This is a genomic window from Marinomonas vaga, from assembly GCF_055388305.1.
On sequence record NZ_AP043903.1, the window covers coordinates 1,807,812 to 1,821,498 of the forward strand.

The following is a 13,687-nucleotide window of genomic DNA, read 5'->3' on the forward strand; positions in this document are numbered from 1 at the left end:
GCAAGGCTATTCATGGTCACCTCATGAAATGCTCTATCAAAAAAAACATCCAAATATTTCAATTCTTTAATTTTAACCGATTGATTTTTATTGGTTTTTAATTCCATTCAAATTCTCTATACGTGATGCGTATAGGGTATATCGTTATTTCGATTGGTCATTTTTAAGCGGTTGAGTACTCTTCGAATACGCTGTTTTTGCAAACTGTTTACGCAGTTTGTGAAAGCGCTAAGGGGGCCTCAAGGAAGAGGGAAGGCCGCCTCGTTCAAGTGAGCGTTTGAACGAGGCCGCTTTTTAAATCACACAGCTTTTTCTCCCATATACAAATTCACAAAGAACAAATCGATTTCAGCCAACGACATTTGCTTTAGCTCAAGCTTTGACAGTGTGGTGGCTGCCCAGAATTCTCTCGTGCCTCGCACGATCATAATTATGCTAAATGGAGAGTTAACATGAAAAAACGGTTAGCCGCTTTACCTCTTGCCCTGATGGCAGCTGGCGCTATTTCCACTTCTGCACACGCAGCTTCTACGCTTGTGTACTGTTCAGAAGGTAGCCCAGAAGGCTTTAACCCAGCGTTCTACACCTCTGGTACTACGTTTGATGCCAGCTCTAAAAACATGTTCAACCGCTTGGTTGAGTTCAAGCTAGGAACCACTGAAACGGAACCTGGTTTGGCAGAGAGCTATGAAGTATCCGCTGACGGCCTTGAGTACACTTTCCATTTACGCAAAGGCGTAAAATTTCACAGCACCAAGGAATTCAAACCAACACGTGACTTCAATGCTGATGACGTGATCTTCACTTTCGCTCGTCAGTGGGATGACAACCATCCGTACCACACTGTGTCTGGCGGCTCTTACGAATACTTCAACGGTATGGGTATGGGCGACTTGATCAAAGACATCGTGAAAGTTGACGACTACACAGTGAAGTTTGTTCTGACTAAGCCTGAAGCGCCATTTATCGCTAACTTGGCGATGGACTTTGCGTCTATCTTCTCTGCAGAACAAGCAGACTACTTAATGAAGAAAGGCACGCCTGAGCAACTAGACATTAACCCAGTGGGTACTGGTCCGTTCCAAAAAGTTCAGTACCAAAAAGACTCTTTGATCCGCTACACAGCGTTTGAAGATTACTGGAAAGGCAAAGCAGGCATTGACCGTCTAGTGTTCTCTATCACGCCGGATGCTTCTGTTCGTTACGCGAAATTGAAAGCGGGCGAGTGTCACGTGATGCCGTACCCGAACCCTGCGGATCTTCAGCAGATGGAAGCGGACAGCGACATCAACTTGATGAACCAAGAAGGTTTGAACGTCGGTTACCTAGCGTTCAATACTGAAAAAGAACCTTTCACTAACACGAAAGTTCGCCAAGCCTTGAACCTAGCGACTAACAAGAGCGCCATCATTGATGCTGTGTTCCAAGGTGCTGGTAAAGTTGCGAAAAACCCGATTCCACCGACTATGTGGTCTTACAACAACGACGTAAAAGACTACGCCTATGACCCAGTGAAAGCGAAAGCTTTGCTGAAAGAAGCGGGCTACGAGGACGGTTTTAAAACCAACATCTGGGCTATGCCAGTTCAGCGTCCTTACAACCCGAATGCTCGCCGTATGGCTGAGATCATCCAAGAAGATTGGAAAAAAGTGGGTGTGGATGCAGAGATCGTTTCTTACGAGTGGGGTGAGTACCTAAACCGTTCTAAGAAAGGCGAGCACGATACCGTATTGCTAGGTTGGACCGGTGACAACGGTGACCCAGACAACTTCATGTACGTATTGCTTGGCTGTGACGGCGTAGGTGGTTCTAACCGTGCCCAGTGGTGTAACGAAGAGTTCAACAACCTATTGTTAGATGCGAAAGCGACGTCTGACAAAGCAGAGCGAACTAAGTACTACGAAGAAGCTCAGCAAGTATTCAAGCGTGAAGCGCCTTGGATTACCGTTGCGCACTCCGTTGTTTACGAACCGATTCGTAAAGAAGTCAAAGGCTACAAGATTGATCCTCTTGGTGGTCACTACTTCTACAACGTAACGCTAGATAAGTAATACCCAGCACTTAGTGCTCATCCAAATCCCTCATCTGCGTGGAAGTAGATGGGGGATTTGCTGATCGGGCAGGCTCAAAAGGACTGTGCCGTTCATTACAAAACACAAGAGCTAGTCTTCTATGTTTCAATTTATATTTCGACGATTAAGTTTAGTGATTCCGACCTTTATTGGTATCACACTACTAACGTTCACTCTGATTCGACTGATCCCAGGTGACCCGATTGAGGTGATGGCGGGGGAGCGTGGTGTCAGCGCTGAGCGACACGCTGAGCTAAGTGCTCAACTGGGCTTTGATCAGCCTTTATATGTGCAATATTTCCGCTATGTAGGCGGCGTTCTACAGGGTGATTTAGGTAATTCTCTGGTCACCAAAGAGCCTGTATTGAGCGAATTCCTTACCCTATTCCCTGCAACGGTTGAGCTGGCCATCTGTGCGGCAATCTTTGCAATCTTGGTCGGCCTTCCCGCAGGCATTGATGGTGCGTAATCCTCACTATTGGGATCAGGCGTCAAACGGCAATGTTGAACGATTAGAGCTGATCCCGATTCGTTCTGATTCCACCCGTTTAGCGGCCTTGCTTACGGGGGATGTGGATATTATTTCACCGGTGGCTCCGATTGATTTAGAGCGGGTTAAGCGTACCCCTGACGTGGATGTGTTCCATATGTCGGGCACCCGCATTGTCATGTTGCAGATGAATGAGCTGCGTCGTCCTGAATTTAAAGACGTGCGCGTACGTCGAGCTATGAATCTTGCGATCAATCAGTCTTTAATCGTTGAGAAAATCCTTCGAGGGTACGGAGAAGCCGCCGCTCAGCTCAGTGCCGAGACCTTTTTGGGGCATGTTGATGCCATTCAGCCTGAGTACGACTTGGCGGAAGCCAAAGCCCTGATGAAAGCCGCAGGCTACGAAGATGGTTTCCGCGTTTCCATGATGGCTCCGAACAATCGCTACATGGGGGATGAGAAAGTAGCCCAAGCGGCGGCGGCCATGTTGGAAAAGATTAATATCAAGGTGGATTTAAAAACCTTCCCGAAAGCCCAGTATTTCCAACTGTATGATCAGCGAGCGGCGGACATCATGATGTTAGGTTGGCAGTCGGATACCTTTGATTCTAATAACATTTATGAGTTTGTGTTGGCCTGTGCTGACCCTAAAACCGGTTTTGGGGCTTACAATGCCAGCAACTATTGTAATGACGTAATCGACAGCGATATTCGCAGTGCCAATCGGGAAATGAACCCTGAGCGCCGAGTGCGAGAATTGCGTCAGATTGAAATGAAAGCCTATGAACAGGCCGCGGTTATCCCTTTGTTTTGGCAACCCATTATTTGGGCGGCGCGAAGCAATATTGAGCTGTCCAGCGTGGTAAACTTCTTAAATTTCCCTTATTGGGGGGATTTGTACATTGAGTAAAGGATTAAACATCTTCGACAGGACGTCGAGACGTTTCTAGGTAGAGCGACTGAATGCTGAGCTTTGTGTTTCGCCGTTTGATACAGGCGATTCTTGTGTTATTGACCATTAGTTTTGCGAGCTTCTTGATTCAAGGGAAGCTCGGTGATCCTGTGCGTCAAATGGTAGGGACCTCGGTGTCCGTGGAAGAACGAGATCAACTCCGGGAAGAGTTGGGTTTAAACGATCCTATGCTGGTGCAGTACACCCGATTTTTAGGTAATGCTCTGCAGGGGGATTTAGGAACGTCTTATTACTATAAAGAATCCACCTTGTCGGTGATTGGCAATCGCCTACCTGCGACCCTTGAGCTTTCTTTTTGTGCCCTGTTGTTAGTGACTCTGATTGCGACTCCCTTGGGGGTGTTTGCCGCCATCAAGCCAAAACATATCATGGCCCGTGGGGTGCTTTTGTTTAGTACTTTGGGCTTGTCGATCCCGATTTTTATCGTGGCCGTGTTTTTGATGTATTTTTTTGCCATTGAGTGGCGCTTGTTGCCCAGCTTTGGACGCGGGGAAACCACCTTGATATTTGGCTTTTGGCAATCAGGTTTGTTTAACAAAGATGGTCTGCTGCATTTGCTACTTCCGAGTTTGTCATTGGCATTTGTCATGACGCCGATTTTCATTCGCTTGATTCGTGCAGAGATGATCGACGTGCTGCAAAGTGACTACATTCGCTTTGCTTGGGCGAAGGGCATTTCTGCCCCGCGGATTTATTTTATCCATGCGTTGAAAAATACCATGTTGCCGGTCATCACGGTGGGGGGGCATCCAAGCCGGCACCTTGGTGGCTTATACCATTTTAACGGAGAGTATTTTCCAATGGCCGGGGATGGGTTTTTTGTTTATGGATGCGGTAACGCGAGTGGATGCGCCTTTGATTTCTGCTTATCTCATCGTGGTGGGGTTGATCTTTGTGGTTACTAATACCTTGGTGGATGTGGTGTATTCCATGGTGAATCCTAGGGTGCGTATTCCGGGGTACAGCTCATGAGTTTATTGCACCGTCCACCAGTGATCACCCAAGTGAATCCTACCCGTTTGCGTCATATTCTCAGTGCGATTCGAGGGGATAAGCTTGCGCTGTTTGCCCTGCTTATTTTTACCTTCTATTGCCTGGTAGCGCTGCTGGCACCTTTGTTGTCTCCCTATGATGTGACCAGTACAGGCTTTTTGGATTTGATGAATGCCGAGCTGCCACCTTATTGGCAGGGAGGCGACAGTCGCTTCTTGTTGGGCACGGATACCCAAGGGCGAGATTTGGTCTCTGTGATTCTCTATGGCACCCGTTTGTCGTTGACGATTGGTGTTTGTGCGGTCTTGATTCAGGTGTTTTTGGGGGTATGTATTGGCCTTTTATCTGGCTATATTGGCGGGCGATTAGACACCTTCTTGATGCGCTGTGCGGACATTCAATTATCCTTCTCCACCATGATGGTGGCCATTGTGGTGTTGGCGGTTTTTCAGGCTATGTTTGGCAATGCCGCGTATCAGCAACTGGCTATGTTGATGCTGATTTTGGTGTTGGGCATCGCCGAATGGCCGATTTTTGCCCGCACGATTCGAGCCTGTGTCTTGGCGGAAAAAGAGAAAGAATATGTGGACGCTGCCCGAGTCATGGGGGTCAGCAAGCTACGCATTATGTTTCGCCATATTTTGCCAAATACCGTATCGCCCATTTTGGTGATTTTGACCATTCAGATCGCCAACGCCATCGTTGCGGAAGCCGCTTTGTCTTTCCTAGGGTTAGGGATGCCGCCGACCCAGCCGTCTTTGGGAGCCTTGATTTCCTCTGGTTTTAACTATCTGTTTTCAGGGGCTTGGTGGATTTCAGTGTTCCCAAGTATTACGCTGATTTTATTGATATTTGTAATGAATTTGTTGGGTGATTGGTTACGGGATCACCTCAATCCGCAGACGACGAGGGGCTAGGGATGAGCTTACTAACCGTCAATCATTTAAATGTGAAGTTTAAGCAGCGCCACGGGGATTTAGATGCTCTCATGGATGTGAGTTTTAGTTTAAGTCGCGGTGAGCGTTTGGCCATTGTTGGGGAGTCAGGGGCGGGTAAATCCATCTTGGGCTATTCCTTAGTGAACTTGCTAAGCAAGCCCGGTTATATCGACTCTGGCTCAATCAAATTTCATGGGCGCGAACTTACCAGCCTCAGCTCTAAGCAATGGCAAGAGGTGCGTGGTAAAAAGATTGCCATGATTTTTCAGGACCCCATGATCACCTTAAATCCAGTGCTAACAGTGGGGGATCAGATGGTGGAAGCGATTCGCAGTCATACGCGCATTGGCTATGGGGATGCGAAAAAGCTCGCCATTGAAAAGCTTAGTCATGTGCGAATCTCTGCCCCCAGCCAACGCTTTGATCAATACCCACACGAATTGTCTGGGGGCATGCGTCAGCGGGTGATCATTGCCATTGTGTTGTTGCTTAACCCTGAAATCATTATCGCCGATGAACCTACTACCGCCTTGGACGTGACCATTCAGGCGGAGATCTTGCAGTTGCTCAAGCAGATCTGTGAGGAATACGGTGTGGCGCTGATTATCATCACCCATGACTTTGGTGTGGTGTCGCGCATTGCTGAGCGTACCGCTGTGATGTACGCCGGACGAATCGTGGAGCAAGGGCCCACCCTTGAGATCATTAACGATCCTCAGCATCCCTATACCCAAGGCTTACTAAATGCATTGCCCCAGATGGCTCTGCCGGGGCAACGCCTGAATCAGATTCAGGGTAATATGCCTTCCCTGAGTGAACACCCAACGGGTTGTGCATTTCACCCTCGCTGTCCTTATGCTACGGAAAAGTGCCGTGCCCAAGCGCCAGGCTTTGTGTACAGCGGTGTGTCCACGGTGGCCTGCTATGTGATCGAAGACATGCTGGCAGAGTTTGAAGCCTTAGACTCGAACGAGCCGGACAGTGATTGGCTTGCAAGAGAGGTGAACGGTGAGTAACCCTCTTATCGAAATCCGCAGTTTGGAAAAAGTCTTTCACGCCCGTTCTGAGTGGCTGTTGCCTCGATGGTTGCGCCGTAACCGCCGTGCCAAAAAACAGCACAGTGTGTTTGCTCTCAATGGCGTGTCTTTGACCGTTGAACGAGGTGAGACCCTCTGTATTGTTGGTGAAACAGGCTGCGGCAAATCCACCTTGGCTCGGGCCTTGGTAGGGCTTGAGAAACCCACCGCTGGGGAGCTTTACTACGGGGGTTACCGTACGGATATGCTCACAGACAAGGAGCGTATGCCGTTTCGTAAAAAGATGCAGATGGTGTTTCAAAATCCCTATGCGTCTTTGAATCCGCGCATGACTGTTTATCAGATTTTGAGTGAAGCCATCACACTGCACCATAAGGGATTTTCTCGCCAGCAGACGGACGATTTTATTGCTGAGCTCCTGACCTCGGTTGGGTTAAGCCAAGAGGCAGAAGACCGCTATCCACACGAATTCTCCGGTGGTCAGCGCCAGCGTATTTCCATTGCCAGAGCCTTATCGGTAGAGCCCGAACTGATCGTGGCAGATGAACCCTTGGCGGCGTTGGACGTGTCCGTACAAGCACAAGTGTTGAACTTGATGATGGACAAGCAGCAAGAGTTTGGCCTGACCTATGTGTTCATCACCCACGACTTGGCAGTGGTGGAGCATTTTGCCACCCGAGTGGCGGTTATGTACCTTGGCCGAATCTGTGAAGTGGCAAGCCGTGAAGCCTTGTTCCAGGCCCCTAAGCACCCTTACACACGAGCGCTATTGTCCTCTATTCCGCGGTTAGATGATTTATCCATTGAGCCCATTCACTTGACTGGTGAAGTCCCAACGCCCCTTGAGAAACCTATGGGTTGTAGCTTCTGCGCCCGTTGCCCGTTAGCGAATCAACGCTGTTATGAGCAGATTCCTGTGTTGCAGTTGCAACCAGATGGCAGCTCCGTGGCTTGCCATGCGGTAGAGGAGGGGCGACCATGGAAATAAGATGGTTAGAAGACTTCATCGCCTTGGCCAAAACGCGCCATTTCTCCCGTGCGGCAGACGAACAAAATGTCACTCAGCCTACTTTTAGTCGCCGAATAAAGCTGCTCGAAGAAGAGATGAAGGTCACCCTGATCGACCGCAACACCTTGCCTTTGTCACTGACTCCGGCGGGAGAGATCTTTTTGCAAAGTGCGGAGATGATCACCCGTCAACTTAGAGATGCCAAAGCTCGTTGCTTGGAAATCAAAGAGCAGGAGCAATCCCAGATTCGCTTCATCACGACCCAGTCATTGTTCCTCGGCTATTATCGGGATTTTGTGGAGCCACTGTGCCAGCGCTTGGGCATCAGCATTGATGTGAACATGAAATCCAGCGCTTGGGCAGGGGCTGACTTTATCAATGCCATGACCGGTACAGAGAGTGACCTGATGCTGTGCTTTTGGCATCCAGCCATTGGCTTTTTAAACGAACTGGACGAAGAGCATTTTGAGTACGTTACCATTGATCGTGAGATCCTAGTGCCCTGTGTTGCCACCAACGAGCAACAGCAGCCTCTGTTTGAACTGCCCGGCACCCGCAAGCAGCCTATTCCGTACATCGCTTACGACGATGCCACCTTCCTTGCACCAGCGGTGCAGCACCATTTACAACGCCAGCATGACGTTCCTCAGCTACAGATCTTGACCAGCAATATCCATGCGGCCAGCATCAAAGCCATGGTGAAAGAAGGCTTTGGGATTGGCTGGCTGCCTAAGCGACTGGTGAATGACTCCCTCAGCTTCGGCAGCCTTGCCTTAGCGGGAGAAGTGAACTGGAATGTTCCCCTAGAAATCCGCCTCTACCGAGCACGTCACAACGCCAACCCAAATTTACAACAGTTCTGGCAAAAAATGCAGGATGAGCATTTGCGGCGTTAATTGATAACAAGAAGCGTAGGTACAAAAAACAACCAAAAATAACAGCTCTCTACCTAATGTTGTGCAGGAATGTGACCCATACTCTATGCTCATTAAAGTGATTCATGGACGTCAAATCGCGGAATAGCCTGAGGGGGTAAGATGTTTTTTGGTTCACGTATACAGACATCAACACAACAACAAAAAACCGATAGCGAGCATGCGCTATTTAAGCTGAAAAGCGAGTTGGATGCGATTAAGTCCAATGCCGCTTTCATACGATTTGATCCAAACGGTGTGATCCTCGAAGCAAATAAGCTGTTTTTAGAAACGGTGGGGTATGCTTTAGAAGAGGTGGTTGGTCAGCACCATCGAATCTTTTGCCAAGAGTCCTTGGTTAAGTCAGAAGCTTATAGTGAATTTTGGGCCGATCTTGCTCAAGGGCATTCCTTTAGAGATACCTTTACTCGGGTTAAGAAGGATGGCACTTTGTTGATCCTAGAGGCGGCTTACTTTCCTGTTAAAGATGAACAAGGGGCGGTGTTTGAGGTCATTAAGATTTGTCATGATGTGACCGCCAGACAACGAAACCTTGAGTCTAAGGATGCCATTCTAGATGCGTTAGACCGCTCCCAAGCGGTGATTGAGTTTCTGCCGGATGGCACTGTTATTAATGCTAATCAAAACTTCCTTGCCGTTATGGGATACAGTCAATCGGATGTGGTTGGCAAACACCACCGTATGTTTTGTGACGATGCTTTTTATAAAGAGAACCCAAGGTTTTGGGAGTCATTGGCAGATGGCAAGCTTTCGTCTGGACGTTTTAAACGGGTAAACAGTGATGGCAAGGTGATTTGGCTGGAGGCCACTTATAATCCCATTTTAGATGAGACGGGTAAGGTCTATAAAATCATCAAATTTGCCTCTGACATCACGTCTCGAGTGAGCATTGCTATGACGGCGGTTGATATGGCCGCAGCGACATCAGAACAAACCAGTCAAATCACCACTAACGCAGTACAGGTACTCAATGAGGCTGTTAATACCTCTCACCGAATTGCGGCTCAAGTAGGACATGCATCCGAGATTGGAGAAGAGTTAAAAGAACAGTCGAAAAGTATTTCTGACATGGTGGTGACCATTCATTCGATTGCGGATCAGACGAATTTGCTGGCGCTTAATGCGGCCATTGAAGCGGCTCGTGCGGGTGACGCTGGGCGGGGCTTCTCGGTTGTGGCGGACGAAGTCCGTAAGCTTGCCAGCAACACGGCAGAGGCAACTGCTGAGATCTCTCGGGTTGTGGAGCGCAACCATGAATTGATCAATAACATAGACCAAGAGCTGGCATCCGTGTCAGGGATTGCTATGCACGGGCAAGAAAGCATCAACAATGTTTCCAATGGTCTTGAAGAAGTGCGTCAAGGAGTTGAGCAGTTCGTACAAATGGTAGAGGCCATGAAACCATCCTAATCTTTAATTTTATGGTTTAAGCGGTCTGAAGCTCTCTTTGAGTAGTGTCTTATTGCAAATGCTGACGGTGCTTGCGAGAAATAAATAAGCCGCTCGTCGAAGCGGCTTTAAAAAACTGTGGCGTCTCCACCAGGACTCGAACCTGGAATAGCCGCTTAGGAGGCGGCAGGTATATCCCGTTTACCTATGGAGACACTGGCGGCTAGTATACTGAATTCTCTTGGTGTCGCCAAGATAAGCTAGATATGTGGCTGATTTATAAGCAGTTATGGGTTTGTTAAGCGCGGCCTAAGGTGTGCTTGCTACTCACTGGGCGTGTGTTGCCGCTGGCGGTGTAGACTTTGTTTTTGCGGCTGTGGCCTTGGAGTGTTTCAAACATCACTTTATTGCGCTTTTGCAGGGTGCTGAGTATGCGGGCGTTAGTGAAGTTTTCTTTTTTACATTGCTCAAGAAGCTCGTTGCAGGCGTCGGCCATTTGTTTGACGTCGTCCATGGTGGCGGGTTGTTGGGCCAGCCAATCTTTGAAGACAAAGTCTGGAGCTTTGGCTTCTACCACACCGAATTTGATTAGCATTTTAGCGCGTTTTTGGTTAGCGGATTCGATGGTGTCGAGTAGGGATTTTTTTTCTGCGGCAAGTTGCAGGATGTCATCTGCTGTGGCGGTTGCAAGGGCGGAGCGCTCACGTGACAAAACCTCAAGCAGTTGCTCGAGGCTTTCTTTCATTTGTACAAACAGCGGGGCAAGCGGGATCATGGGGGCCAGTCGCTAATATTAGCTAAACAGGGCGTCCATAGACATCATGTTGCCAGCAAGCTTCTCAGTATCGATTTTGTACTCGCCTGCAGCAATGGCTTGTTTGATTTGCTCTACTTTGTCCATGTCGATGGCTGAACTCTCGGAGTCAGATCCTTTAGATTGCAGAGATTGAGCCACACTGCTAAGTTGCACTGTGTCTTCCGCTAGGGTTTCTTTGCTGTCTACAGATGAAGTAGACGCATTAGAAGAAGCGTTCGCTTCGTCTTTGGAAACTCGTTCGTTTTTGGTGGTTAGAGACGGTTGAGTACCGACTCCATTTAAGTTAATTGCCATGTTGCTTGCCTCCAGAAATTAGTCCGCTAACCCAGTTATCGGTTAAGCACAGCAAAACTTTAATAAAAAGTTCGAGTTTTTTAACTGAATTGAGCAAGTCGCTTATACGATCAATAGTTTACTAAAACCTCGCTGTCGCTGACAACTTTTCCGTACACAATTCGACCAGAACTGGTGTTTTCTACACGTATTTGTTGGCCTTGTACGCCATCTTCTAACGCGGTGCCATTCATTTTCACAATAATGCCGCCACTTTTAGCGGTTATGAGCACGCTACTGCCTTTTTTTACTAAGTTTGGCTTGTCAGTAAGTTGGTCGGTGATGAAGCTATTGATACGAATGTTGCGTGAGGCAATCAGGCCGTAGGGCGGGTTAGTGTCGGTATATAGGTGACCTCGCAAAGTGGATAAGTCGATTTCGCCTATATCTGTGTTACTTTTAGTGATGCGCTCTCCACGGGAGATGGGGGTGATGGCTTTAATGCCTTGAATGAAGATATGTTGCTCCACCGGTACGTAAGACTTCCAGAAAGGTTCCTCGCAGCTGATGGCGTAGGTGGTTCTACGGGTGGCTTCTGGACGTTGATTTTCTATGGTGATTTGCTCCGGTGAGCAATCAGGTAGGTAATTTAAAGCCACTTGGTTTTGTAGTTCAATGCTGATGCGAGCGTCCGGATAAATGGATTGTAGGCGCGGGTATTCTTCGTTTTTGATGAAGTGTTGGATTTGCGTTTCTATTTGTGACGCATGACTCCCAGTAGAAATAAAAAAGAGTAAGATGGTCAAAAGCTTGACTCGACCCATCGTAAATCTCCAGAGATGTGGACTTGGGTTAGTAAAAAAACAAAAATCACTCTATCATTTGGAGAGAGATTTTCATAACAATAGGGTTTCTCCCTTTTAATAGAGCGCATAATTTGAGGAGGCGTGTATGGCCGGAGTTCTCGAGAGTGTAAATCAGCGTACTCAACTCGTTGGAGAGAACCGTCTTGAGCTATTGCTATTCCGACTGAACGGCAAGCAGATTTACGGTATCAACGTTTTCAAGGTAAAAGAAGTTCTGCAATGTCCCAAGCTGACCACTATGCCACACAGTAGTCCAGTCGTACGCGGGGTTGCTCACATTCGTGGTGGCACGATTCCTATTTTGGATTTGGGGTTGGCGACGGGAGCGAGCCCTATTGAGAACATTGAGCACTGCTTTGTCATCATTACGGAATACAACCGCCGCATTCAAGGGTTTTTGGTCCGTGGTGTAGAGCGTATCGTTAACATGAATTGGAGCGATATTCAGCCGCCACCAAAAGGCTTATCCAATGACAACTATTTGACTGCCGTATGTCAGGTAGACAAAGAGATGGTTGAAATCATCGATGTAGAGCAGATCCTTTCTGAGGTGGCTCCGACTCGTCAAAACATCACTGCGGGTATCGTAACGGATGATGTTCAAACTAACGCCCAGAACCATCATATCTTGATTGTAGACGATTCCTCTGTGGCTCGTAAGCAGATCAAGCGTTGTATGGAAGATGTAGGCTTTGCTACAACGGTGTTGTGTGATGGCAAAGAAGCCTTGGATTATTTGCAAGGCATGGTCGCTGATGGTGTGGATATTACCCGTGAGTTTTCCATGGTCATTTCTGATATCGAGATGCCGGAAATGGATGGCTACACTTTGACCACTGCTATCCGTAATGACAGTCGTCTGCAAGACTTGTTTATCTTGCTGCATACCTCTTTGAGTGGTGTGTTTAACGAAGCAATGGTTAAGAAGGTTGGTGCAGATGGTTTCTTGGCGAAGTTCCAGCCGGATGAACTTGCACGTATTGCAATCGAAACGGTTGAAGCACAGGCTGAAGCTTAAGTTTAGTTGAATTTGCTTGTGCACTAAGGAGTCTGGATGCAGAGCAGTACGAATACGATTTCTCCCGGCGGGTACGATCGATTTCGCAAATACTTGCAGAAAGAGAGCGGTATTTCATTAAGCGAAAATAAGCAGTATTTGGTGGCCAGTCGCTTAGGTAAGCTACTGGAGCGTGAGAAATTCACTAAAATTGAAATGTTGGTGGATGCATTGGAGCGTGGTGGGCGTTCGGCGAAGCTTCGGGAAGAAGTGATTAACGCCATGACGACCAACGAGACCTTGTGGTTTCGTGATACGCATCCATTCAAGATTTTGAAGGATGTGGTGTTGCCTGAGTTCTCTCAGCGCCCTGTACGTATCTGGTCTGCAGCGTCTTCTACTGGCCAAGAACCTTACTCAATTAGTATGGTGTTGGATGAATATAAGCAAATGAAACCCAGTGCTTTGAAAGCAGGGGAGCGTATTGTCGCTACGGACATTTGTACTAATATTTTGATGCACGCAAAACAAGGTGAGTACGACAGTTTGGCCATTGCTCGAGGGTTGAGCCCTGATAAGCAAAATCGCTATTTTGAGAAGCTGTCTGAAAGTACTTGGAAAGTGAAACCTGCGGTGGCTTCTCGGGTAGAGTTCCGTTATCTGAATTTGATTGATTCGTTCAGCTCATTGGGAAAGTTCGACATCATTTTCTGTCGCAATGTACTGATCTATTTTACTGCCGAAACTAAGGCCGATATCTTGAAGCGTATGCATGCCAGTTTGAATCCTGGAGGGTTTTTATTCCTTGGGGGGTCAGAGGCATTGAGCGGTATGTCTTCTTTGTTTGATATTGTTCAATGTCATCCGGGTATCGTTTACCGGGCTAAATAACATTTCT

Annotated in this window: 13 protein-coding genes, 1 tRNA gene and 1 pseudogene; 11 read left to right on the forward strand and 4 right to left on the reverse strand. The window is 47.8% G+C overall.

Going from position 1 to position 13,687, the window contains the following annotated elements:
- The first annotated feature begins 452 nt into the window (after positions 1–452).
- The 9 genes and pseudogenes from ACZ5DR_RS08340 (at position 453) to ACZ5DR_RS08380 (ending at position 9,857) form a co-directional block, all read left to right on the forward strand.
- Positions 453–2,051 carry an ABC transporter substrate-binding protein gene (locus ACZ5DR_RS08340; RefSeq protein ID WP_377368653.1) on the forward strand — a complete coding sequence of 533 codons (1,599 nt, stop codon included), beginning with the start codon at positions 453–455 and terminating at the stop codon, positions 2,049–2,051.
- 121 nt (positions 2,052–2,172) lie between these two features.
- Complete coding sequence (locus ACZ5DR_RS08345) at positions 2,173–2,541, forward strand: ABC transporter permease (protein ID WP_377368651.1); 369 nt, start codon at positions 2,173–2,175, stop codon at positions 2,539–2,541.
- Positions 2,498–3,472: an ABC transporter substrate-binding protein gene (locus tag ACZ5DR_RS08350; protein ID WP_464543900.1), complete on the forward strand. Its 975-nt coding sequence runs from the start codon at positions 2,498–2,500 to the stop codon at positions 3,470–3,472. Before ACZ5DR_RS08345 ends, ACZ5DR_RS08350 begins: the two co-directional genes overlap by 44 nt.
- Before the next feature lie 53 nt (positions 3,473–3,525).
- Positions 3,526–4,507: pseudogene (locus tag ACZ5DR_RS08355) on the forward strand (ABC transporter permease).
- Positions 4,504–5,445, forward strand: a complete 942-nt coding sequence (locus tag ACZ5DR_RS08360) for an ABC transporter permease (protein ID WP_377368645.1) — start codon at positions 4,504–4,506, stop codon at positions 5,443–5,445. The pseudogene ACZ5DR_RS08355 and the gene ACZ5DR_RS08360 overlap by 4 nt, the downstream one beginning before the upstream one ends.
- A gap of 2 nt (positions 5,446–5,447) precedes the next feature.
- Positions 5,448–6,482 (forward strand): ABC transporter ATP-binding protein, encoded by a 1,035-nt coding sequence (locus ACZ5DR_RS08365; RefSeq protein WP_377368643.1) that lies wholly within the window; start codon positions 5,448–5,450, stop codon positions 6,480–6,482.
- A complete protein-coding gene (locus tag ACZ5DR_RS08370; RefSeq protein WP_377368641.1) occupies positions 6,475–7,491 on the forward strand; it encodes an ABC transporter ATP-binding protein in 1,017 nt (338 codons plus the stop codon). The genes ACZ5DR_RS08365 and ACZ5DR_RS08370 overlap by 8 nt, the downstream gene beginning before the upstream one ends.
- On the forward strand, positions 7,482–8,408 hold the full coding sequence (locus ACZ5DR_RS08375) for a LysR family transcriptional regulator (RefSeq protein WP_377368639.1): 927 nt from the start codon (positions 7,482–7,484) through the stop codon (positions 8,406–8,408). Before ACZ5DR_RS08370 ends, ACZ5DR_RS08375 begins: the two co-directional genes overlap by 10 nt.
- A 141-nt stretch (positions 8,409–8,549) precedes the next feature.
- Positions 8,550–9,857: a methyl-accepting chemotaxis protein gene (locus tag ACZ5DR_RS08380; protein ID WP_377368637.1), complete on the forward strand. Its 1,308-nt coding sequence runs from the start codon at positions 8,550–8,552 to the stop codon at positions 9,855–9,857.
- Positions 9,858–9,975: 118 nt separating this feature from the next.
- Here the strand turns inward: ACZ5DR_RS08380 and ACZ5DR_RS08385 are convergent.
- The 4 genes from ACZ5DR_RS08385 to flgA all read right to left on the reverse strand — a co-directional run bounded on the left by ACZ5DR_RS08385 (position 9,976) and on the right by flgA (position 11,750).
- Positions 9,976–10,051: transfer RNA gene (locus ACZ5DR_RS08385), tRNA-Arg, on the reverse strand.
- A gap of 83 nt (positions 10,052–10,134) precedes the next feature.
- The gene (locus ACZ5DR_RS08390; RefSeq protein ID WP_377368635.1) at positions 10,135–10,611 is read right to left on the reverse strand and encodes a flagella synthesis protein FlgN; all 477 of its coding nucleotides are present in this window, start codon (positions 10,609–10,611) and stop codon (positions 10,135–10,137) included.
- A gap of 18 nt (positions 10,612–10,629) precedes the next feature.
- Positions 10,630–10,947 carry a flagellar biosynthesis anti-sigma factor FlgM gene (flgM, locus tag ACZ5DR_RS08395; RefSeq protein ID WP_377368633.1) on the reverse strand — a complete coding sequence of 106 codons (318 nt, stop codon included), beginning with the start codon at positions 10,945–10,947 and terminating at the stop codon, positions 10,630–10,632.
- Between the two features lie 110 nt (positions 10,948–11,057).
- Entirely contained in the window at positions 11,058–11,750 is a 693-nt protein-coding gene (flgA, locus tag ACZ5DR_RS08400) for a flagellar basal body P-ring formation chaperone FlgA (RefSeq protein WP_377368631.1), read from the reverse strand.
- Positions 11,751–11,877: 127 nt separating this feature from the next.
- On the opposite strand from flgA, the gene ACZ5DR_RS08405 reads away from it, so the two are divergent.
- Both ACZ5DR_RS08405 and ACZ5DR_RS08410 read left to right on the forward strand, forming a co-directional pair.
- Positions 11,878–12,810, forward strand: coding sequence for a chemotaxis protein CheV (locus ACZ5DR_RS08405; protein WP_377368629.1), 933 nt, complete (start codon positions 11,878–11,880; stop codon positions 12,808–12,810).
- Positions 12,811–12,846: 36 nt separating this feature from the next.
- Positions 12,847–13,680, forward strand: coding sequence for a CheR family methyltransferase (locus ACZ5DR_RS08410; protein WP_377368627.1), 834 nt, complete (start codon positions 12,847–12,849; stop codon positions 13,678–13,680).
- Positions 13,681–13,687: the final 7 nt, after the last annotated feature.

What these genes read in the sequence shown, in the direction of transcription:
- ACZ5DR_RS08380 (WP_377368637.1), top strand. Translation starts at nt 8,550, where the DNA reads ATGTTTTTTGGTTCACGTATACAGACATCAACACAACAACAAAAAACC.
- ACZ5DR_RS08405 (WP_377368629.1), top strand. Translation starts at nt 11,878, where the DNA reads ATGGCCGGAGTTCTCGAGAGTGTAAATCAGCGTACTCAACTCGTTGGA.
- ACZ5DR_RS08340 (WP_377368653.1), top strand. Translation starts at nt 453, where the DNA reads ATGAAAAAACGGTTAGCCGCTTTACCTCTTGCCCTGATGGCAGCTGGC.
- ACZ5DR_RS08390 (WP_377368635.1), bottom strand. Translation starts at nt 10,611, where the DNA reads ATGATCCCGCTTGCCCCGCTGTTTGTACAAATGAAAGAAAGCCTCGAG.
- ACZ5DR_RS08345 (WP_377368651.1), top strand. Translation starts at nt 2,173, where the DNA reads ATGTTTCAATTTATATTTCGACGATTAAGTTTAGTGATTCCGACCTTT.
- ACZ5DR_RS08410 (WP_377368627.1), top strand. Translation starts at nt 12,847, where the DNA reads ATGCAGAGCAGTACGAATACGATTTCTCCCGGCGGGTACGATCGATTT.
- flgA (WP_377368631.1), bottom strand. Translation starts at nt 11,750, where the DNA reads ATGGGTCGAGTCAAGCTTTTGACCATCTTACTCTTTTTTATTTCTACT.
- ACZ5DR_RS08375 (WP_377368639.1), top strand. Translation starts at nt 7,482, where the DNA reads ATGGAAATAAGATGGTTAGAAGACTTCATCGCCTTGGCCAAAACGCGC.
- flgM (WP_377368633.1), bottom strand. Translation starts at nt 10,947, where the DNA reads ATGGCAATTAACTTAAATGGAGTCGGTACTCAACCGTCTCTAACCACC.
- ACZ5DR_RS08360 (WP_377368645.1), top strand. Translation starts at nt 4,504, where the DNA reads ATGAGTTTATTGCACCGTCCACCAGTGATCACCCAAGTGAATCCTACC.
- ACZ5DR_RS08365 (WP_377368643.1), top strand. Translation starts at nt 5,448, where the DNA reads ATGAGCTTACTAACCGTCAATCATTTAAATGTGAAGTTTAAGCAGCGC.